The organism is Virgibacillus sp. NKC19-16 (assembly GCF_021560035.1).
GTDB lineage: Bacteria > Bacillota > Bacilli > Bacillales > Amphibacillaceae > Virgibacillus_L > Virgibacillus_L salidurans.
In genome coordinates this window covers 162,372-181,283 of the sequence record NZ_CP074373.1, presented here as the reverse complement: position 1 = coordinate 181,283, position 18,912 = coordinate 162,372, and the positions used below count along the sequence as shown (strand labels likewise).

Below are 18,912 nucleotides of genomic sequence, written 5' to 3'. Positions count from 1 at the left end.
TCTCCATATTCACCTATATCTTTTACTATATGAAGATAATGGTTTGGACGTTACACAAAAGGGAATGACGCCAGAATGGTTTTAATATCGGACCAACACCTTTAAAGGTAAATTTTTACTGATTTTTATCAAAATGAACCAATTCAGAGGGACACAGTTTTGGAATGTCTATAGGGCCTTACGCAAATAAATTTAAACGGAGTAAGCTATAATTAGCTCACTCCGTTTGTAACATTACCCCGATTGTCAACGTTCCCATATAGGCTTGACCTTTACGAGCTATTTTTGGCCAAGCTCCTTGAACCCCGTGGGAGTCTCGTAAGACAAAATCATCTTCATTGATAACAGGACTAAAGTATCTCACATTATAAGGAAGCATTGATTGAATCATATAATTAAATCTCTGAGGGAAGAACAATTGTGTAGTAAGAACTTCTTTTCCAGCTACAAAGACCTTCATATGAATATGTATTGTCCTCGTTTCGTACCAACCAGGAAACTTCGTCAAGAACTCTACCATTCCGTTTTCATCTGCTCGCTGGCGGCCACGCAGATATGTTTCGTTATTCGTTGGCTCAATATGATCGGGGTTTTCTTCGTTTTCAAGAGCTGCATTATCGTAGCCTGAGTAAATTCCGAAAGCATTGCTATGCCAAACATCAACTTCTGCTCTTGGAATGGCTATGCACCCCTTTACATTTACAATTTTTAAACGCAGGCATAGATCTTCGCCAGTCTGCTTCTCGCGAATATCTCTGCGATAAGGAACGTTTTCTAAATAGAACGGACCTTCTTCCGCCTGACTAGTTAGCACACATTGATCGGTATCTTCAAAACTATAGCTTAGCGTTAGAAATGTGTTGTGTTGCTGGTGCAGGATAAACCTTTGAAGCCATTCCTGTTGTTGACATAACATCTGTTGATATTGAGGTGATTGCTGGTTATTTGCATTATGGAATTGTTGCTCGTATTTCGGCAATTGTCGATTTTGAAAGGAATAAATATAATGCGGATTATAAGAATTATATGGGTTATAGTACAAACAGTCCCCCCTTATATGCGGCATTTTTATTATCTTATGACGGTTTTTTTATTTTAGAAGTTAATGCGTTTTTCCACGGGTGGTTTCATAAGATTCTCCTTTCGTTACATTGTATATTTTCGAGAAATGGGCCGGGAAATCCTTTTTCCTATGAGTATTTGTTGCAACAAAAACAGCACCACAATAGCTATCAACACTACTTCCCTCGATGACTGCTCTTACAATCTTACATATGTTAATCACCAGCATGATTCCTAAAAATCCAATAGTCCAAGGCATTTGCATCCAAAACATATGCAAGTGCCTCCTAATTTCTTGTTTACATTTCGCAATGATAAAACGGCTCCCGTAGACACTCCCTTTTAAAAATCCTTCCGCTCATAAAGCCAAACGGATAAAGCATAGGATAGCAGTGTAATAATCAAACTAATGCCCGCAAGCAGCATGATGAAGACATTTGGATTTGCCATGATGGTCTCCACCATATTGTCTAGCGAGTCCATTCTAGGATTATGATAAATATTCATAACCATCTGTATGCTAATCGATGTTGCCACTGCTGCTATCACCGACAAAGCCATCGCTGGAACATAGCCGAACAAAAGATGGAGCGGATAGAAAACAGACATTAGCAAAAGAAGTCCGGCAAGGGCCAGCAACAAATCCCATCCCGTCATCAGCCGAGCCGGGAATGGAGCAAAGGTGACAAACAGAAAAACATAGAAAGACACAAGCGCCGCAGCCGGGATGAACCATATCAGTGGCGTGAGATATTTTGCTAAAATGATTTTCTTCCGAGTGACGGGCAAGGTATTCATCAGTGCCGGTTGCTCATAATAAGTCGCAGAGCTCGGGATCCAGGCAGCAAAAAGAATCAGTAATAAAATATGCTGGATTGGCGCACCGCTTGTAAAAAATCCTGTCATTGGAATGAACCAGAAAAAGACTAAAAGATAGATATAAGTGTTTTGACCGAACACTTCATTACGCAATAATTGAATGATCATTTTTACGCTCCTTTACCGTATAAAACATAATGTCCTCAAGCGATGGCCGCTCCAGCAGCACCTGGCCGGTTTCCTCCCCGGCAAACTGCTGTTTATCCGCAAGCAACCCCTCAAATCCGATATCCGTTTCCTTTAAGCCTTGCAGCAGTCGGCGCCGTCCTGGTGTCAACCACTCTTTCGGCCCTTTCACTACTGCATACTGATCCAACAACGCATCCTTTTCCTCACTCGCCATGACTTTTCCTTTATCAATAAACGTGATAAAGTCGGCAACCTTCTCCAGGTCTTGCGTGATATGGGTCGAGAAAAACACCGCTTTTTCTTCATCCTGAATAATGTCCTGCAAGAGCTCCAGCAATTCTCTCCGAAACACGGGATCCAGCCCTGAAGTGGGTTCATCCATGATAATCAGCTCCGGATCATGGGACAATGCCATCGCCAAAGAAAACTTCATCTTCATCCCTTTGGAAAGATGGTCCACCTTTTTCATACGAGGCAGCTCAAACAGATCAATATAATAGGTGAACAGCTCCTCATTCCACGTCTGATAAAAAGGGGCAATCAGTTTTTTGTTCTGCTCCAGGGACAAATGCCCGTAAAAGAAGCTCTCATCCTGGACAAATCCGATGCGCTGCTTAATTTCCTCCGTGTCCGCTTCATGTGTCTTCCCAAAAATCCGAATTTCTCCTTGATCAGGTCGGATCAGGTTCATGATGCAGCGGATCGTCGTACTCTTGCCCGCTCCATTCGGGCCGATGAAGCCGGTAATAAAGCCTTTTTTCACCGTTAAGTTAATCCCTTCCAAGGCAAACTTGAAAAATCGCTTCTCTAAATTTTTCACTTCAACTATATTTTCCATCTGGCTCACTCCTCATATAGCAATTTCATCATCTCGATCAGTTCGTTGAGCGGAATATTGAATGCTTTGCTGTCCTCCAGCATTTTTGCCATTTGATCCTCAATCAGCTTAAGCTGCTTTTCTCGAAGTAACTCGGAATTTTGCGAGGCTACAAACGACCCCTTGCCCGGAAACGTTTCAATGAAGCCCTCTTTCTCCAGCTCCTCATACGCCTTCTTTGTGGTAATCACACTGACCTGCAGATCTTTCGCCAGCTTGCGTATCGACAGCAGGCTTTCCTTTTCCTGCAGTTGGCCATGAAGAATCTGCTCCTTCATCTGGTTTTTTATTTGCACGTAGATCGGCTGATCCACCGCATTGGAAATAATAATATTCAACGCATCACCTGCTTTGCTCGATCTGTTAATACTGTATATGTGTAGTATATACAGTATGTACGGTGACGTCAAGAGATTTTATACAAAAATAACTGCCTTTTTTCCTATAAAAGCTTGGAAAAAGACAGTTTATACGCTGTTTTAACTCATATTACACATAAGCAAAGGGAATTTTCCGATAACCATTTCTACCAATGAATTGCAATCTTCAAACCAGCCGTTTAGTACTTCCATGGATTTATTCAGAACCGGCCATACCAGAGGTTGAACGAGCTACGATGACTATGTGAAAGATCGTAAGTTGCAGGAAGAGTGCACAAGCACGAAAAGGCCCCCTCCGACTCGCTTATTTTAAGCAATCTAAAACAGGCCCAACTCCATAAAAGGAATTGAGCCTGTTTGTTGGTATATTAACTTAACGCTTCCTTCTTACCTCAAACGCGCATCCTGACCATGAATACGCCGAACGATTTCTTTTTCTTTCTTCGGAGAGTGAAGAAACAGTGCCAAAATAAACGCAAGAAACGCAAGAATCGTACTGCCGATAAACGCCCATTCAAATCCAATAACCTGCGAAAGTCGGCCAACCATATCCGCAGAAGTATTGGCATCCGGTGCAAAGCTACCCGCGCCCATAGAAACAAGTGTCACAAGAATCGCCGTACCAAGCGCCGCCGAAATTTGCTGCAAGGTGTTGGCCATCGCCGAACCGTGCGAATACACCGTTGGCGGGAGCTGGTTCAATGCGGATGTCATCACTGGCATCAATGCAAACGACAGACCAAACATGCGGATAGCATAAATCGTTGTCAAGTACGCAAATGATGTTTCAAGCGATAGGCTGGTAAACATAAACGTTGTAACCGTCACAATACCCAGGCCAATCAATGCCAGCCACTTGGCTCCAAACCGATCAAACAGCCGTCCGGTAATCGGAGACATAATTCCAATTACAATTGCACCTGGAAACAGCATCATTCCGGATTGAAGCGGTGTAAATTGCAGCACATTTTGCATGAACAGTGGCAGCAGCGTCTCAGCCCCTATCATCGATACCATCACCGTCATCGTGATTACAATCGCCAAGGTAAACGTTCGATATTTAAAGATACGAAATTCCAGCATCGGTGTTTCCAAAATGAGCTGTCGCCAAATAAATAATCCTATCACTACTATACCAACTGCGATCATGGTGATAACTTCCGCACTACCCCATCCGCTTTCAGAAGCGATACTAAAACCGTATAAAAATGAACCAAAACCAACGGATGAAAGAATGATCGATAAGATATCTATTTTTGGCTTCCGCAGTTCCGTTACATTACGTAAAAATAATGCCGCGATCGTCATAGCAATAGCAACAATTGGCAGTACAACGTAGAATAGGGAACGCCATGAGAAATATTCCAAAAGTACGCCAGATAATGTCGGACCGATTGCCGGACCAAACGCAATAACAATTCCGATTAATCCCATTGCGGTTCCACGACGGTAAACCGGAATAACTGCCAAGAGCACTGTCATCAAAAGCGGAAGCATAATGCCAGATCCCGAAGCTTGAACTACGCGTCCCAGTAGTAGTACCGGATAAGCAGTCGCTATTGCTGCGATGAGCGTGCCCACGCCGAATAATCCAATCGCTGTTAAAAATAATCCCCTTGTGGTAAATCGATCGATCAAAAATGCCGATATCGGGATCATCACACCATTAGTCATCAAGAAAGCTGTCGTCATCCACTGGACTTCACCTTGCGTGATGGAAAATGCCTCTTGAATGGATGGGAGTGCAGTTGCGAGTAGCGTTTCATTGATAATTCCCATAAACGCTCCTGTTAGCAGCGCAGCTATCATCAATGCTTTCTGTTTTGTCGGCATATCCCAGGAATTTGCTGTGTCGCTCATATTTCATCATCCTTCCATACTTCCCATGTTGTTAAAATGACTGTTAATTGATTTTTTAGATTCGGACGGCGGTAAAGCTGGTTTAGCAACGCATCAATGAGAAATTCCCGTGGCTTTTCCTGGCCGAGTTCTTCAATCAACAAATCAATTGTTTGTATATCTTTTTTATCCCCTAATTCAGCGCGTATCGCATCCAAATCATGCTTCATGTTCTCCAGGATCGAAACAGGAACTGCGTCTTTAACATGACGTGGCAGTACCGGAAAAATATGTTCATCATTTGCAACAATTGCGTGAAGACATTCAGCGATCAAGTCCCCAATCCTATCCAATGGGAACGCTGGGGCCCCCTCCCAGATGATCTTCATCAAATAGCTGTGGACCGTACCTTCCATAACAACTGCCAAATCATTTAAATATTTTCCGGGCTTTGGTCCAAACGCTTCCAGCAGTGCATGTTTATGCCATTCATGAAGTTGATGCTGCATGCGATTTAGTGACTTGGGAATAGGTCCATCGTCATCTGGAGGGAAATCGGCCATAACAGCATGAAAAAAGTACCGATAATCAATTGATCTTTCCAGTTCAATGGTGATTTTCTTTTTAAGGACCTTGATAGGTGAACTATGTAAACCCTTTGAAAAATAATCTGCCTCCCGAAACATCTCATCATAATAGCGCTGTAAAACTTGCAGAATCATGCTTTCCTTCGAGTCAAAATGATTATAAAAAGCCCCCTTGGAAATACCACATGCACGTGTTATATCTTCTACAGAAGTCGAATGAAAACCGTTTTTCTGAAATAGCTGTACAGCCGCATCCAGCATTTCCTCTCTTCGCTGTCCCATTAGAACCTCCTTTTTGACTACCTGGTTACCAATAGTAAATTTATAGTCACCGCTACATGATAACATATGAATTTTTAAGATACAACAGATTTTTTAAAAGATCGGGAAGGATAATGCAGGAGAGGAGACAGTCAAAAATTAAGCAACATAAAACAAGCCCTCTTCCAAAAATGGAAAAGGGCTTTAAACATTGGTATATTAACGCTTGGAGAATTGTGGTGCACGACGAGCGCCTTTAAGACCGTATTTCTTACGTTCAGTCATACGTGGGTCACGAGTCAGGTAACCTTCTGCTTTAAGAGGAGCGCGGTAATCCGGATCTGCCTCTAGAAGCGCACGGGCAACACCGTGGCGGATAGCGCCAGCTTGGCCGGTAAATCCTCCACCATGAACGTTTACTAAGACGTCATAGGTTCCTTGTGTTTCTGTAAGCGCAAGTGGCTGATTCAAAATAAGCAGTTGCGTTTCATATGGAAAATAGTCTTTTGCATCGCGATCATTAATTTTTACATTTCCAGTGCCCGGTACTAAGCGTACACGTGCAGTTGATTTCTTACGACGGCCTGTGCCGTAATATTGTACTTGTGCCAATTACTTTACCTCCCTTTATTATCCGCGAAGCTCATAAGTTTGCGGTTTTTGTGCTTGATGATTGTGCTGTGAACCTCTGAATACATGCAGTTTCTTACTCATTTTACGACCTAGCGGGCCATTAGGAAGCATACCTTTAACAGCACGTTCCAGCATTTGCTCAGGGTATTTTGTACGCATTTCTTCTGCATTACGTTCTTTGATACCACCAGTGTAGCCTGTGTGACGGTAGTACATTTTGTCCGTCATTTTATTTCCTGTCAGTTCGATTTTTTCAGCATTAATGATGATGACATTATCACCAGTATCCGCATGTGGTGTGTAGGTTGCTTTATGCTTTCCACGAAGGATCGCAGCTACCTCACTTGCCAAACGACCAAGACGCTGGCCTTCAGCATCCACAACCAACCATTTGCGTTCGATATTGGCTTCATTCGCCATGAAAGTTGTGCGCATGATAGTTTCCCTCCAAATTTCATTCATTCGTTTCATATTTTTTATTCGTATATTTCAACACAATTAGATTCCGGGGCTAATCGTGGTTTAGAAATAAATTGCCATAGACCATCTTATCCCATAACACTAGGGTTTGTCAAGGGAAAGTCGTGATTCCCGAGCATTTTAATCTTCATATTTTACATCCCACAAATATAAGCCTTGTGGTGGTACGGTTTCGCCAACAAGCCGGCGATCTTTACTATCCAGTAACATAGCAATCTCGGCTGGTTCACGACGCTCTTGCCCGATGTCGAGTAGCACGCCAACGATGATGCGCACCATATTATATAAAAATCCACTTCCTCGAAAAATAAGTTCTAATTCGCTGCCCCGCTTTTCGCAAGTAACCTGATAAAGCGTTCTTTCCTTGCTTCCTTTTGTGGTGGCTTTAGCTGAGGAAAATGTGGTGAAGTCATGCTTCCCTTCCAGCTGCTTGCACGCCTCTTGTATTGCTTCTACATTCAAGCTATAGGGAAACTGATAAAAGTAGTTTCGTTTAAAAACGTCAGCCTCTTTTTCATTCCATATATAATAGCGATATTCTTTTTCCACAACATCATAGCGTGCGTGAAACGACGCGTGCGCGAGCTTTACTTCCTTCACATAAAGGTCACCAGGCAAGAGTGTATTGATGGCACGCTTCCAATTACTTACAGGGATGTCATATAGAGTCTCAAAATGGATTGTTTGATTTATGGCATGGACACCTGTATCTGTCCTTCCGGAGGGGTGCACACGTACATAAGAGCCTTTGTGCATCTTGGTTAGTGCCTTTTCCAATTCCCCTTGTACGGTGCGTTGTTTAGGCTGTATCTGGAAGCCGGCAAACCCGGATCCATCATAGGTAATAATGCATTTCACTTTTTGCATAACGACCAGCCTCTCTTGAAGTTAACTTCTTGTGATAAATAAAACTGCAAGTACGACAGCAAATAATAAATAGATGCCTATATCCCGTTTTTCAACTTTTAACTGCCTTAGTTTCGTACGTCCTTCTCCGCCTTGATAACCACGCGCTTCCATGGCCATAGCCAGTTCCTCAGCACGTTTAAATGCACTGACGAACAGCGGTATCAGCAATGGTACAACTGCTTTTGCCCGTTCTTTTATCGGACCAGTTCGAAAATCAACCCCTCTTGATGCTTGTGCTTTGGATATTTTATCCGTCTCCTGTATAAGTGTTGGGATAAACCTCAAGGAAATGGACATCATTAAAGCAAGCTCATGCACCGGGAATTTGAATCTTTTCAATGGATGGAGCATATCCTCAATCGCGTCCGTAATCTCTATCGGTGTTGTCGTTAATGTTAATAGGGAGGTCACTAATATAAGCAAGAAAAACCTGAGAGAAATAGCGAACCCTTGGATAACACCACCGGAATAGATTTCAACAATAAAAAGATCAACAAGGAGTGTTCCTTCATTTGTAACAAATAAGTGCAGTATAAACGTAAATATAATCAGAAACCAAACCGGTGTTAATCCTTTCATAATAAAGCGAATTGGTACGCGTGATGTAAACATACTCAGAAGAGCAAAAGCAATTAAAACCCCGTAGCTTAAAACATTGTTCGCTAAGAATACAATGATGACAAAAGCGAAGATGATCGTAATTTTCGTTCGGGGGTCCAATCGGTGGATAAGTGAGTCACCCGGGACGTACTGACCGATGATCAATGCATTGTTCATGAGGGCCTGACCCCCTTCAAACAATCATGGATCGATTGTGCTATATCCGTTATCGATTGCCTTTCAAAGAAAATAGACTCTCCAAATTTTGCTTCAAATAGATTTAAAAATTGAATGATTTCCGGCACATCGAGCTGAACCTGATGAAGTGCCTCTTTTCGCGTAAATACGTCTTCAGGCTTGCCTTCCATGTATTTGGTACCCTCGTTCAAAATGATGACATGATCCGCATAGTTTAAAGCGTCTTCCATGCTGTGTGTCACAAGAACCGTAGTTAATTCCTGTTCCTGATGAAGACGATAAAACATATCCATCATTTCCTTTTGCCCGCGTGGATCCAGTCCAGCAGTGGGCTCGTCCAGCACAAGGACATCCGGCTTGACTGCAAGCACACCCGCAATAGCAACTCTTCGCATCTGCCCACCACTCAGGTCAAACGGCGATCGCTCAAGTAACTCCTCTGGCAGTCCTACAGCTGGTGTTATCTCCTTGATACGCCTATCGATTTCATCTTTTGGTACACCAAAATTTTCTGGGCCGAATGCAATGTCCTTTTCCACCGTTTCTTCAAATAACTGATGTTCAGGGTATTGAAAAACAACGCCAACGCGACTTCGTAATTCTTTCATACTACTGGGCTTATTATCGCGCGTTAGATGAAAATCGCCAATGGAGACTTCCCCCACGCTTGGACGAACAAGTCCATTTAAATGCTGAATGATCGTCGATTTCCCGGAACCCGTATGACCAATAATCGCAACATAAGAACCTGAAGGAATGTGAAATGAAAGATCCTCAATCGCCTTATGTTCGAATGGTGAATTACGCTGATAGATGTAGCTCACGTTTGTGAATGTAATGTCCATAAATCCTCCACCAATTCCTCATGATTTAGCGGTTCCTTGGCTAGCCCCACACCTGCAGTTTTTAGTTCATCTGCTAAAATGGCAACAAACGGTACATCCAGCCCGATTTTCCGTAATGCTTCCCTCTTTGAAAATATCTCACGCGGCGCAGCCTCTTCCCAAACTTTTCCCTCGTTCATGACGATAACACGCTCAGCCTGGACAACCTCCCGCAAATCATGTGTAATTGTAATTAATGATAGATCATTTGATGTCTGGACATCGGAAACTGCCTGCATGATTTCCTTGCGCCCTTGTGGATCAAGCATAGCTGTAGCCTCATCTAAAATAAGCACCTTCGGGGAAATGGCTAATACGCTTGCAATGGCTACCCGTTGCTTTTGCCCACCTGAGAGACGATGCGGCTCAGTCAATAAGTAGTCATTCATTCCCACAGCTGTTAAATTTTCATCAATACGCTTCACCATTTCTTCTCGGACGATCCCTCGATTTTCCATCCCAAACGCGACATCATCCTGTACCGTTGTTCCAACAAATTGATTATCCGGATTCTGAAAAACCATCCCTACATCCCTGCGTATGTCCCAAATGGATTCTTGATTTACTTCTTGTCCATTGATTATAATTTCACCTTCTTGAGGAAATAATAACCCATTCAGCAACTTCGCAATCGTCGACTTGCCGGAGCCATTATGACCAATAATCGCAACTGATTCTTTATCATATATATCAAATGAACAATTCTCCAATACCCAGGGTTGGTCGTCCCCATAACGAAACGACACATTTCTGAACTCGATTAGTTTTTCCCTCATCGGTATTCCTCCTCCGGCTCCCCTGCTCAGCCTTTTCTTCCCTAGTTGCGCGTGAGCTAGCGACTCGAGTCTTATCTTTGTCACAAGCCTGTTAGCTAAAAGATTGTTGCTTTTGACACAAAAGATATAAAGTCTGACGTAACTTACCGCTACGGAAATACACTACGCTTTCCGCGGGCGGCTGGTGAGCCCCCTTGTGCTCGTCGTGTTGCAAGTGATTTCGGGAAGCAGCACTCCTCGCAAAAAAGATTGCTATCGCACTTCGGGGTCTCACCTATGCCTTTCCTCTCGCCGGAGTCTTCGTGTATTTCCTCCGCTAGCAGTGGCTAACTATATATTATTTGTGTAATAAAACGAAACAGATTCGTTGCTATCACTAGTCCGGGTGAGTGGAGGGCAGTCGACTCCTGCGGGAATAGCACGAGTCCGAAGACCCCGCAGCGGCGGTCTTCCGCGAGGAGGCTGAGGCCGTGCCCTAAGGTCCGCGACTGCCCGGAACGATCCCGGACGGCGTAGAGTATTGCACAGAATATCGCGATTTATATCAACTACGACGAATTAAAAGCAACAATACTTATGAAAAGAGTCTACTACAAAAAAAGGGCTTGGTCTCACCTCATTGAAGAGATTAGCCCCGCCCTTGACGCAAGTACTTGCATTAAACTAGTTCAATGATTGCCATTTTTGCTCCATCACCTTGACGAGCACCTAGTTTAAGCACACGCGTATATCCACCTTGTCGATCTTCGTAACGCGCGGCAACATCATCGAAAAGTTTCTGAATAACATTTTCGTTTTCGTTAGCTTCCTGGTTATATAAGAATGATGCAGCCTGACGACGTGCGTGAAGATCGCCACGTTTGCCAAGTGTAATCATTTTCTCTACTATAGATTTGAGTTCTTTCGCTTTTGCTTCTGTTATTTCAAGCCGTTCATGAATAATTAAATCAGATGCAAGGTTGCGAAGTAGTGCCAGACGAGTGTCTGTTGTACGACCGAACTTTCTAGCCATGGACTATCCCTCCCTTTCCTGTAACTCTAAAGGTGTTAATTAGTCGTCATCACGTAAACCTAACCCTAGATCATCTAGTTTTACTTTTACTTCTTCCAGTGATTTACGACCTAAATTACGGACTTTCATCATATCTTCTTCTGATTTGTTTGCAAGTTCTTGAACTGTATTAATTCCAGCCCGTTTCAAGCAATTATAGGATCTGACAGAAAGATCAAGCTCTTCAATTGTCATCTCCATCACTTTTTCTTTTTGATCTTCTTCTTTTTCAATCATAATTTCTGCACTTTTTGCCTCATCTGTTAAACTTACGAAAACATTAAGATGTTCTGTAAAGACTTTTGCCGCTAAAGAAACTGCTTCTTCAGGGCGGATACTTCCATCAGTCGATACATTCAGCGTTAATTTATCGTAGTCTGCAACTTGCCCAATACGCGTATTTTCCACGGTATACGACACACGTGACACTGGAGTAAAAATAGAATCAATTGCCACAACACCGATTGGTTGCTCGTCATGTTTATTTTGCTCTGATTGCCTGTAGCCGCGTCCACGTGCTGCAGTTATCTTCATATGCAAGTTGCCTCTGCTGTTAAGCGTTGCAATAGGTAGCTCAGGATTTAATACTTCTACATCACTATCATAGGTAATGTCTGCAGCTGTAACCTTTCCTTCTCCCTGTACATCGATCTCTAATGTTTTCTCAGCGTCAGAGTAAATCTTTAGAGCTAGTTTCTTCAGATTCAAAATTATTGTTGTCACATCTTCAACAACACCATCAATTGTCGAAAATTCATGTAGTGCTCCGTCAATTTGAACTGATGTCACAGCAGCACCTGGAAGTGAGGATAATAGAATACGACGCAAGGAGTTTCCAAGAGTGGCACCATATCCACGTTCGAGCGGCTCGACTACAAATTTTCCAAATGTAGCATCTTCGCTGACTTCTACCGTTTCAATTTTTGGTTTTTCAATTTCGATCATTCCATAAAACCCTCCTTTAAAACGTCGAAACTCCGGCTAGACTCACCTGCCTAACCGAAATTCCCCAAATAGGCAGCCCTAGTCTGCACTATTAGTTTACTTTTCGTACATCGTTGTCCTTCGAAGCTATCTATATAAGCTTTTAAACTTATACTTTTAGCCATCATAATCCATTATAGACAGGGTGACAACTTCTCATACATCCATTATACACGACGACGTTTGGGTGGGCGGCAACCATTGTGAGGAACTGGTGTTACATCCACAATTGCTGTAACTTCCAAGCCTGCTGCCTGAAGTGAACGAATTGCTGCTTCACGACCAGCGCCAGGGCCTTTAACAGTTACTTCCAATGTTTTCATGCCGTTATCTACAGCTGTTTTTGCAGCAGTTTCAGCGGCCATTTGTGCAGCAAAAGGGGTTGATTTACGAGAGCCTTTAAAACCAAGTGCGCCTGCTGAACTCCAGCCAATTGAATTACCTTGTCTATCCGTAATCGTAACAATTGTATTGTTGAACGTTGAACGAATATGCGCTACACCTGTATCAATATTCTTTTTCACACGACGTTTACGTGTATTTGTTTTACGTGCCATTGATTAGCTTACCTCCTTACTTTACTTTTTCTTGTTAGCCTGTGTACGGCGTGGTCCTTTACGAGTACGTGAATTGTTTTTCGTTTTTTGACCACGTAATGGTAACCCGCGACGGTGGCGAACGCCTCTATATGAGCCAATTTCTATTAAACGTTTAATGTTTAGTGATGTTTCACGACGAAGGTCACCTTCAATTGTATATTCCTCAATTGCCTTACGGATATTACCTAATTCGTCTTCTGTCAGATCGCGAACTCTCGTGTCTTCTGAAACACCAGCCTGTTTAAGGACTTTCTGAGCAGTAGTTTTTCCAACACCATAAACATATGTTAGGGAAATAACTACGCGTTTATCACGTGGAACGTCAATACCTGCAATACGTGCCATCTACACTTGCACCTCCTTGATTATTACTTTTTATCCCTAGAAACTTTTAATAACCAGCTAGTTTTAGCCTTGTTTTTGCTTGTGTTTCGGATTGTCGCAAATCACCATTACAGTGCCTTTACGTTTTATAACTTTACATTTTTCACAAATAGGTTTTACAGATGCTCTTACTTTCATCGTCTTTACCTCCTTTTATATCGGAGCTTATTTATAACGGTACGTAATTCGTCCTCTTGTTAAATCGTACGGAGAAAGTTCGACCGTTACTTTATCGCCTGGTAGAATGCGAATGAAATGCATACGGATTTTACCGGATACATGCGCTAATACTGTATGGCCGTTTTCAAGCTCTACATTAAACATCGCATTCGGCAATGTTTCCGTCACGGTACCTTCCACTTCAATTACATCGTCTTTAGCCATCGTGTCCTACTCCCTTCTTCAAATCAGTCACAACCTCACCTGCAAATTTAGCTATGGCAAATCTGAGTTTACCATTTGTGACACGACCAGTTTCCAGAAGGCTGTTTTGGACTTCAGGGGAAATGTAATCCATTAATTCAATATGACTTACATTTTTCTTTTTTGGTCGGTCATATTTACGTTTTTCCCCATCTGCCAGCAGAACATACCGGTCTTCAATTATTTTAATGACTACCGCGTATTGACCTGCCTCACGTCCTTGCATAATACGAACAACTTGACCTATTAGCGGAATCGAATCATCTTCGTTCAACAACGATCACCTTCACTTAGGCTATAGTTTATTTACTAACCTTTTTTAAAAAGTTTATTTTACTAACCCTAGTCACTATATCTTATATAGTAACTCACCGTTATATTATAACTTTTTACAGCTAGAATTGCATCTATTCTGCGACCTAAAATACAGTTTCATCGCTTATTTGTCAATTTTGGACTGAATATCCTGAAATACATGATCAATCTCCTGATCTCCATCTACTGTTACAAGATAACCTTTATCCTCATAGAAATCGAGTAACGGCTTCGTTTGTTCCAAGTTAACCGCTAAGCGATTTTTAACCGTTTCAGGCTTATCGTCGTCTCGTTGGATTAACTGGGAGCCGTCCTTATCACATTTCCCCTCTTCTTGAGGAGGATGGTACATAACATGATAAGTCGTTCCACATGTTGGACAAATTCTACGACCAGTCAGACGCTCCACTAATTTTTCTTCCGGTACCTCTACATGGATACAATAGTCAATCGCTTCGTTCATTTCTGTGAGAATTTCCTCTAAACTCTCGGCTTGAGCAATGGTTCTTGGAAATCCATCCAATAAAAATCCATTCCTGCAATCTTCTTTATTCAAACGTTCTCTAACAATCCCAATTGTTACTTCATCTGGAACAAGTTCACCTTGATCCATATATTCCTTCGCTTGCTTCCCAAGATCTGTACCTTCTTTAATGCTCAAGCGAAACATATCCCCTGTTGAAATATGAGGGATGTTATATTTATCGTTTATTTTCTCGGCCTGTGTGCCCTTTCCAGCACCAGGCAGACCCATCAAAATCAGGTTCAAAACCTTTCCCCTCGCTCTCGTTGGCAGCTAACCTTTACTTAATAAACCCTTTGTAGTGTCGTTTTACCAACTGACTTTCCAGTTGTTTCATTGTTTGAAGCGCAACACCTACAACGATTAGTAAGCTTGTGCCGCCTATTTGTATTGCTTGAGGCAGATTTGCAAGACCACCCAGAATAATAGGCATCACAGATACCGCTGCTAAGAAGAGTGAACCTACAAATGTTAATCTGTACATGACGCGTGTCAGGTACGTTTCCGTGTTTTTCCCTGGGCGAATGCCCGGGATATATCCACCTTGTTTTTGTAAGTTTTCGGCCATTTGTTCTGGATTAACCTGAACAAATGTATAGAAATAGGTGAAAGCTATGATCAGTGCTACATATATTACCATACCGATTGGCTGTGTATAATCAAATATCATTTGAATGGTTGAAGCAACCTGACTGCCTTCAAAGAAACTGGCAATCGTCGTTGGCGCCATAATGAATGCAATTGCAAAGATTACCGGGATGACACCTGCAGCATTTACTTTAAGTGGCAGATGTGTAGATTGCCCGCCCGCCTGCGAACGATTAACAACTTTCTTCGCATATTGAATTGGTATTTTACGTAATGCTTGCTGAATGAAAATTACACCAACAACTACTGCAATAATAACCAATACAATTAAGGCAACAATGACAATATTGATAAACAATTCATCACCAGGGTTAACAAAATACTGGCTATATAATTGACCAACACCATTTGGCACTGCAGCTACAATACCTGCGAAAATCAAAATCGAGATCCCATTTCCAACACCGTTTGCCGTGATTTGTTCACCAACCCACATCAAGAATGCTGTTCCACTTGTTAATACGATCGCAATAAACAAGAATTTCATAAAGTTTGGATCTTGAATCAGCATCCCTCCAGCCATTGCATTAAAACCGATAGACATCGCGATTGCCTGGACAAATGCAAGACCGATCGTAGCATAACGGGTTATTTGAGCTAGTTTTTTACGCCCACTCTCCCCTTGTTTTTTCCACTCGGAAAACTTAGGTACAACATCCATTTGCAATAATTGCATGATGATGGATGCTGTAATGTAAGGCATAATCCCCATAGCAAAAATGGAGAAATTCTGCAGGGCTCCCCCACCAAACGTATCAAGAAAACCAAACGCATTTTGTTGGTTCATAAAATCGATCGCTTCACTATCTGTAAAGGGCACAGGAATAAATGTACCAATACGGAAAACAACCAGCATTAATAATGTGAAAATTATTTTCTGCCTAATGTCTTTAATGCGCATAAAATTGGAGATTGTACGGAACATTAAACCACCTCTGTTTTACCGCCCGCTGCCTCGATTGCTTCTTTTGCTGAAGCAGAGAACTTATTAGCTTTTACTGTTAGATTCTTTTCGATAGTACCCTTGCCTAGTACTTTAATACCGGATTTAGGTTTACTTACGACACCTTCTTCAAGTAATAGCTCAGGTGTAATTTCTGTGCCGTCTTCAAAACGATTTAGCGCATCAAGGTTTACAATAGCAAATTCTTTGCGGTGAATATTTGTAAATCCGCGTTTTGGCAGGCGTTGGAATAATGGCATTTGGCCACCTTCAAAGCCTGGACGAGTGCCACCACCAGAACGTGCCTTTTGGCCTTTATGTCCTCTGCCGGAGGTTTTACCATTACCGGATGACATCCCACGACCCACACGGTTACGTTCTTTGCGAGTTCCTTCTGATGCCTTCAATTCATGAAGTTTCATGCGAGCACCTCCTTTTACGCTTATTTATTGTACTTCTTTTACCGTTAGAAGATGAGCTACTTGATCAACCATACCACGGATGGCTGGAGTATCTTCATGAACAACGGATTGACGAATTTTCTTTAGTCCTAATGCTTGAACAGTTTTACGCTGTTTTTCTTTTCCACCAATAACACTGCGTGTGAGGGTGATTTCTAATTTGTTAGACATTTGCTTCCCTCCTTATCCTAACAGTTCTTCTACAGACTTTCCACGTAATTTTGCTACTTCTTCTGCTGTTTTTAAGTTTGTTAAGCCAGTTAATGTTGCGCGAATCATATTAATTGGTGTATTGGAGCCTAGTGATTTCGTTACAATATCACCAACACCTGCAAGTTCCAAAATCGCACGAACCGGGCCGCCGGAGATAACTCCTGTACCCTCTGTTGCTGGCTTCATTAATACGTTGCCAGAGCCAAATTGTCCATGAATCTGATGTGGAATGGTAGTTCCAACGATTGGTACGCTGATTAAGTTTTTCTTCGCGTCATCAACAGCTTTTTTAATTGCTTCCGGTACTTCCAGTGCTTTACCTGTACCAAAACCTACATGGCCATTTTTGTCTCCAACTACTACTAATGCAGCAAAGCGGAAATTACGTCCACCTTTTACTACTTTTGCAACACGGTTGATCGCAACAACTCGTTCTTCAAGATCTAGATTGTTCGGATCGATGGTAGTTTTCATGTAAGGGTTCCCTCCTTTATCGATTAAAATTCAAGTCCTGCCTCGCGGGCAGCATCTGCCAATGCCTGCACACGTCCGTGATAAAGATAGCCTCCACGGTCAAATACGACTGATTTGTACCCTTTATCCTGGGCGCGTTTAGCGATCATTTCTCCAACTTGTTTTGCTGATTCTACATTAGCATGAGCCTCTGCGTTGAATTCATTATCCTTTGTAGAAGCACTTGCTACTGTATTTCCACGTTTATCATCGATTAATTGTACATAGATGTGTTTGTTTGAACGGTACACGTTTAAGCGAGGACGAGCTTCGGTTCCAACAACTTTATCACGAACACGTGCATGTCTTCTCTTACGTGTAACATTCTTGTCAGGTTTTGTGATCATCTAGGTCACTCCTTTCTGCTCCCTAACGAATCGTACTTACTTCGCAGTTTTACCTTCTTTACGACGCAGATATTCGTTTGCGTAGCGAATACCCTTCCCTTTATAAGGCTCCGGAGGTCTAATTGCTCTAATGTTTGCAGCAACTGCACCTACTAACTCCTTATCAATACCTTTAACAATTACTTGTGCGTTCGAGGGTACATCGATTTCGATACCGTCACGCTGTTCGAGTTCCACCGGGTGTGAATAACCCGCGTTAATCACTATTTTATCTCCCTGTTTCAGTGCGCGATATCCAACACCGTTAATTTCAAGGGATTTTTCAAAGCCTTTATGAACACCTTCAATCATATTACTGATCAAACTGCGAGTTGTTCCGTGCAATGCACGATGATCTTTATGATCGCTTGGGCGCTCAATTGTAATTATATTATCTTCTGTATTAATTTTCATATCCTGGTGTAGTTCCCTAGTTAATTCACCTTTAGGTCCTTTAACAGTGACCGTATTGTCATTAAATGTAACCTCTACACCCTCTGGAATTTCAATTGGCTTAAGTCCTATACGAGACATTCCATGCACCTCCTTGGGGTTAAAATGTTAATTACCAAACATATGCTAGAACTTCGCCACCAACAGCTTGAGAACGCGCCTCTTTATCAGACAAGACACCTTTTGATGTTGAAACGATTGCTATACCTAAACCGTTAAGTACACGAGGTACTTCGGCAGCTTTTGCATAAACACGCAATCCTGGCTTACTAATACGTTTGATACCTGTAATTACTTGTTGCTCCTCCACGCCATACTTAAGGAAAATACGCAAAATACCCTGTTTATTGTCCTCAATGAATTCATAATCGGAGACAAAACCTTCACGTTTGAGGATATCAGCGATATCTTTCTTGATAGTGGAAGCTGGAAGCTCTAATTTCTCATGTTTTACCATGTTAGCATTACGAATACGAGTTAGCATATCTGCGATTGGATCTGTCATGACCATTACTAATTACC

Annotated in this window: 28 protein-coding genes; all 28 read right to left on the bottom strand. The window is 42.2% G+C overall.

All coding sequences use genetic code 11. From position 1 onward, the window contains the following. Positions 1 to 217: 217 nt before the first annotated feature. The 28 genes from KFZ58_RS01020 to rpsH all read right to left on the bottom strand — a co-directional run bounded on the left by KFZ58_RS01020 (position 218) and on the right by rpsH (position 18,901). Positions 218 to 1,042 carry a dioxygenase family protein gene (locus KFZ58_RS01020; protein ID WP_235793037.1) on the bottom strand — a complete coding sequence of 275 codons (825 nt, stop codon included), beginning with the start codon at positions 1,040 to 1,042 and terminating at the stop codon, positions 218 to 220. A 60-nt stretch (positions 1,043 to 1,102) separates the two neighbouring features. Further along, positions 1,103 to 1,336: a hypothetical protein gene (locus KFZ58_RS01015; RefSeq protein WP_235793036.1), complete on the bottom strand. Its 234-nt coding sequence runs from the start codon at positions 1,334 to 1,336 to the stop codon at positions 1,103 to 1,105. Positions 1,337 to 1,404: 68 nt separating this feature from the next. Continuing rightward, positions 1,405 to 2,049: an ABC-2 transporter permease gene (locus KFZ58_RS01010; protein WP_235793035.1), complete on the bottom strand. Its 645-nt coding sequence runs from the start codon at positions 2,047 to 2,049 to the stop codon at positions 1,405 to 1,407. Then, positions 2,027 to 2,908 (bottom strand): ABC transporter ATP-binding protein, encoded by an 882-nt coding sequence (locus KFZ58_RS01005; protein WP_235793034.1) that lies wholly within the window; start codon positions 2,906 to 2,908, stop codon positions 2,027 to 2,029. The genes KFZ58_RS01010 and KFZ58_RS01005 overlap by 23 nt, the downstream gene beginning before the upstream one ends. 5 nt (positions 2,909 to 2,913) lie before the next feature. Then, a complete protein-coding gene (locus KFZ58_RS01000) occupies positions 2,914 to 3,285 on the bottom strand; it encodes a GntR family transcriptional regulator (protein ID WP_235793033.1) in 372 nt (123 codons plus the stop codon). 429 nt (positions 3,286 to 3,714) lie between these two features. Continuing rightward, positions 3,715 to 5,187: an MDR family MFS transporter gene (locus KFZ58_RS00995; RefSeq protein WP_235793032.1), complete on the bottom strand. Its 1,473-nt coding sequence runs from the start codon at positions 5,185 to 5,187 to the stop codon at positions 3,715 to 3,717. Beyond that, a complete protein-coding gene (locus KFZ58_RS19100; protein WP_304956808.1) occupies positions 5,184 to 6,035 on the bottom strand; it encodes a TetR/AcrR family transcriptional regulator in 852 nt (283 codons plus the stop codon). The genes KFZ58_RS00995 and KFZ58_RS19100 overlap by 4 nt, the downstream gene beginning before the upstream one ends. Before the next feature lie 198 nt (positions 6,036 to 6,233). After that, positions 6,234 to 6,626 (bottom strand): 30S ribosomal protein S9, encoded by a 393-nt coding sequence (rpsI, locus tag KFZ58_RS00985; RefSeq protein ID WP_235793031.1) that lies wholly within the window; start codon positions 6,624 to 6,626, stop codon positions 6,234 to 6,236. An 18-nt stretch (positions 6,627 to 6,644) separates the two neighbouring features. Continuing rightward, the gene (gene rplM, locus KFZ58_RS00980; protein WP_235793030.1) at positions 6,645 to 7,082 is read right to left on the bottom strand and encodes a 50S ribosomal protein L13; all 438 of its coding nucleotides are present in this window, start codon (positions 7,080 to 7,082) and stop codon (positions 6,645 to 6,647) included. A gap of 165 nt (positions 7,083 to 7,247) precedes the next feature. Then, positions 7,248 to 7,994 (bottom strand): tRNA pseudouridine(38-40) synthase TruA, encoded by a 747-nt coding sequence (gene truA, locus KFZ58_RS00975; RefSeq protein WP_235793029.1) that lies wholly within the window; start codon positions 7,992 to 7,994, stop codon positions 7,248 to 7,250. Between the two features lie 21 nt (positions 7,995 to 8,015). Further along, positions 8,016 to 8,813, bottom strand: a complete 798-nt coding sequence (locus KFZ58_RS00970) for an energy-coupling factor transporter transmembrane component T family protein (protein ID WP_235793028.1) — start codon at positions 8,811 to 8,813, stop codon at positions 8,016 to 8,018. After that, positions 8,810 to 9,679 carry an energy-coupling factor ABC transporter ATP-binding protein gene (locus KFZ58_RS00965; protein WP_235793027.1) on the bottom strand — a complete coding sequence of 290 codons (870 nt, stop codon included), beginning with the start codon at positions 9,677 to 9,679 and terminating at the stop codon, positions 8,810 to 8,812. The genes KFZ58_RS00970 and KFZ58_RS00965 overlap by 4 nt, the downstream gene beginning before the upstream one ends. Beyond that, on the bottom strand, positions 9,655 to 10,494 hold the full coding sequence (locus tag KFZ58_RS00960) for an energy-coupling factor ABC transporter ATP-binding protein (protein WP_235793026.1): 840 nt from the start codon (positions 10,492 to 10,494) through the stop codon (positions 9,655 to 9,657). The genes KFZ58_RS00965 and KFZ58_RS00960 overlap by 25 nt, the downstream gene beginning before the upstream one ends. Before the next feature lie 658 nt (positions 10,495 to 11,152). Continuing rightward, entirely contained in the window at positions 11,153 to 11,506 is a 354-nt protein-coding gene (gene rplQ, locus KFZ58_RS00955) for a 50S ribosomal protein L17 (RefSeq protein ID WP_235793025.1), read from the bottom strand. Positions 11,507 to 11,545: 39 nt separating this feature from the next. After that, positions 11,546 to 12,490 (bottom strand): DNA-directed RNA polymerase subunit alpha, encoded by a 945-nt coding sequence (locus KFZ58_RS00950; RefSeq protein ID WP_235793024.1) that lies wholly within the window; start codon positions 12,488 to 12,490, stop codon positions 11,546 to 11,548. A gap of 206 nt (positions 12,491 to 12,696) precedes the next feature. Beyond that, positions 12,697 to 13,086 (bottom strand): 30S ribosomal protein S11, encoded by a 390-nt coding sequence (gene rpsK / locus KFZ58_RS00945; protein ID WP_235793023.1) that lies wholly within the window; start codon positions 13,084 to 13,086, stop codon positions 12,697 to 12,699. A 21-nt stretch (positions 13,087 to 13,107) separates the two neighbouring features. Continuing rightward, on the bottom strand, positions 13,108 to 13,473 hold the full coding sequence (gene rpsM / locus KFZ58_RS00940) for a 30S ribosomal protein S13 (protein ID WP_235793022.1): 366 nt from the start codon (positions 13,471 to 13,473) through the stop codon (positions 13,108 to 13,110). 63 nt (positions 13,474 to 13,536) lie between these two features. Next, positions 13,537 to 13,650 carry a 50S ribosomal protein L36 gene (gene rpmJ / locus KFZ58_RS00935; RefSeq protein WP_235793021.1) on the bottom strand — a complete coding sequence of 38 codons (114 nt, stop codon included), beginning with the start codon at positions 13,648 to 13,650 and terminating at the stop codon, positions 13,537 to 13,539. A 27-nt stretch (positions 13,651 to 13,677) separates the two neighbouring features. Continuing rightward, the gene (infA, locus tag KFZ58_RS00930) at positions 13,678 to 13,896 is read right to left on the bottom strand and encodes a translation initiation factor IF-1 (RefSeq protein WP_010095735.1); all 219 of its coding nucleotides are present in this window, start codon (positions 13,894 to 13,896) and stop codon (positions 13,678 to 13,680) included. Further along, positions 13,889 to 14,209: a KOW domain-containing RNA-binding protein gene (locus KFZ58_RS00925; RefSeq protein WP_235793020.1), complete on the bottom strand. Its 321-nt coding sequence runs from the start codon at positions 14,207 to 14,209 to the stop codon at positions 13,889 to 13,891. The genes infA and KFZ58_RS00925 overlap by 8 nt, the downstream gene beginning before the upstream one ends. Before the next feature lie 165 nt (positions 14,210 to 14,374). Next, positions 14,375 to 15,019, bottom strand: coding sequence for an adenylate kinase (locus KFZ58_RS00920; RefSeq protein WP_235793019.1), 645 nt, complete (start codon positions 15,017 to 15,019; stop codon positions 14,375 to 14,377). Positions 15,020 to 15,053: 34 nt separating this feature from the next. After that, positions 15,054 to 16,346: a preprotein translocase subunit SecY gene (gene secY / locus KFZ58_RS00915; RefSeq protein WP_235793018.1), complete on the bottom strand. Its 1,293-nt coding sequence runs from the start codon at positions 16,344 to 16,346 to the stop codon at positions 15,054 to 15,056. Further along, positions 16,346 to 16,786 carry a 50S ribosomal protein L15 gene (gene rplO / locus KFZ58_RS00910; RefSeq protein ID WP_235793017.1) on the bottom strand — a complete coding sequence of 147 codons (441 nt, stop codon included), beginning with the start codon at positions 16,784 to 16,786 and terminating at the stop codon, positions 16,346 to 16,348. Before rplO ends, secY begins: the two co-directional genes overlap by 1 nt. A 24-nt stretch (positions 16,787 to 16,810) precedes the next feature. After that, entirely contained in the window at positions 16,811 to 16,996 is a 186-nt protein-coding gene (gene rpmD, locus KFZ58_RS00905; protein WP_235793016.1) for a 50S ribosomal protein L30, read from the bottom strand. A gap of 12 nt (positions 16,997 to 17,008) precedes the next feature. Then, positions 17,009 to 17,512, bottom strand: coding sequence for a 30S ribosomal protein S5 (gene rpsE / locus KFZ58_RS00900; protein ID WP_235793015.1), 504 nt, complete (start codon positions 17,510 to 17,512; stop codon positions 17,009 to 17,011). A gap of 23 nt (positions 17,513 to 17,535) precedes the next feature. Further along, complete coding sequence (gene rplR / locus KFZ58_RS00895; protein ID WP_235793014.1) at positions 17,536 to 17,898, bottom strand: 50S ribosomal protein L18; 363 nt, start codon at positions 17,896 to 17,898, stop codon at positions 17,536 to 17,538. Between the two features lie 36 nt (positions 17,899 to 17,934). Next, positions 17,935 to 18,471, bottom strand: coding sequence for a 50S ribosomal protein L6 (rplF, locus tag KFZ58_RS00890; protein ID WP_235793013.1), 537 nt, complete (start codon positions 18,469 to 18,471; stop codon positions 17,935 to 17,937). A 31-nt stretch (positions 18,472 to 18,502) separates the two neighbouring features. Then, positions 18,503 to 18,901 (bottom strand): 30S ribosomal protein S8, encoded by a 399-nt coding sequence (rpsH, locus tag KFZ58_RS00885; RefSeq protein ID WP_235793012.1) that lies wholly within the window; start codon positions 18,899 to 18,901, stop codon positions 18,503 to 18,505. Between the last annotated feature and the right edge of the window lie 11 nt (positions 18,902 to 18,912).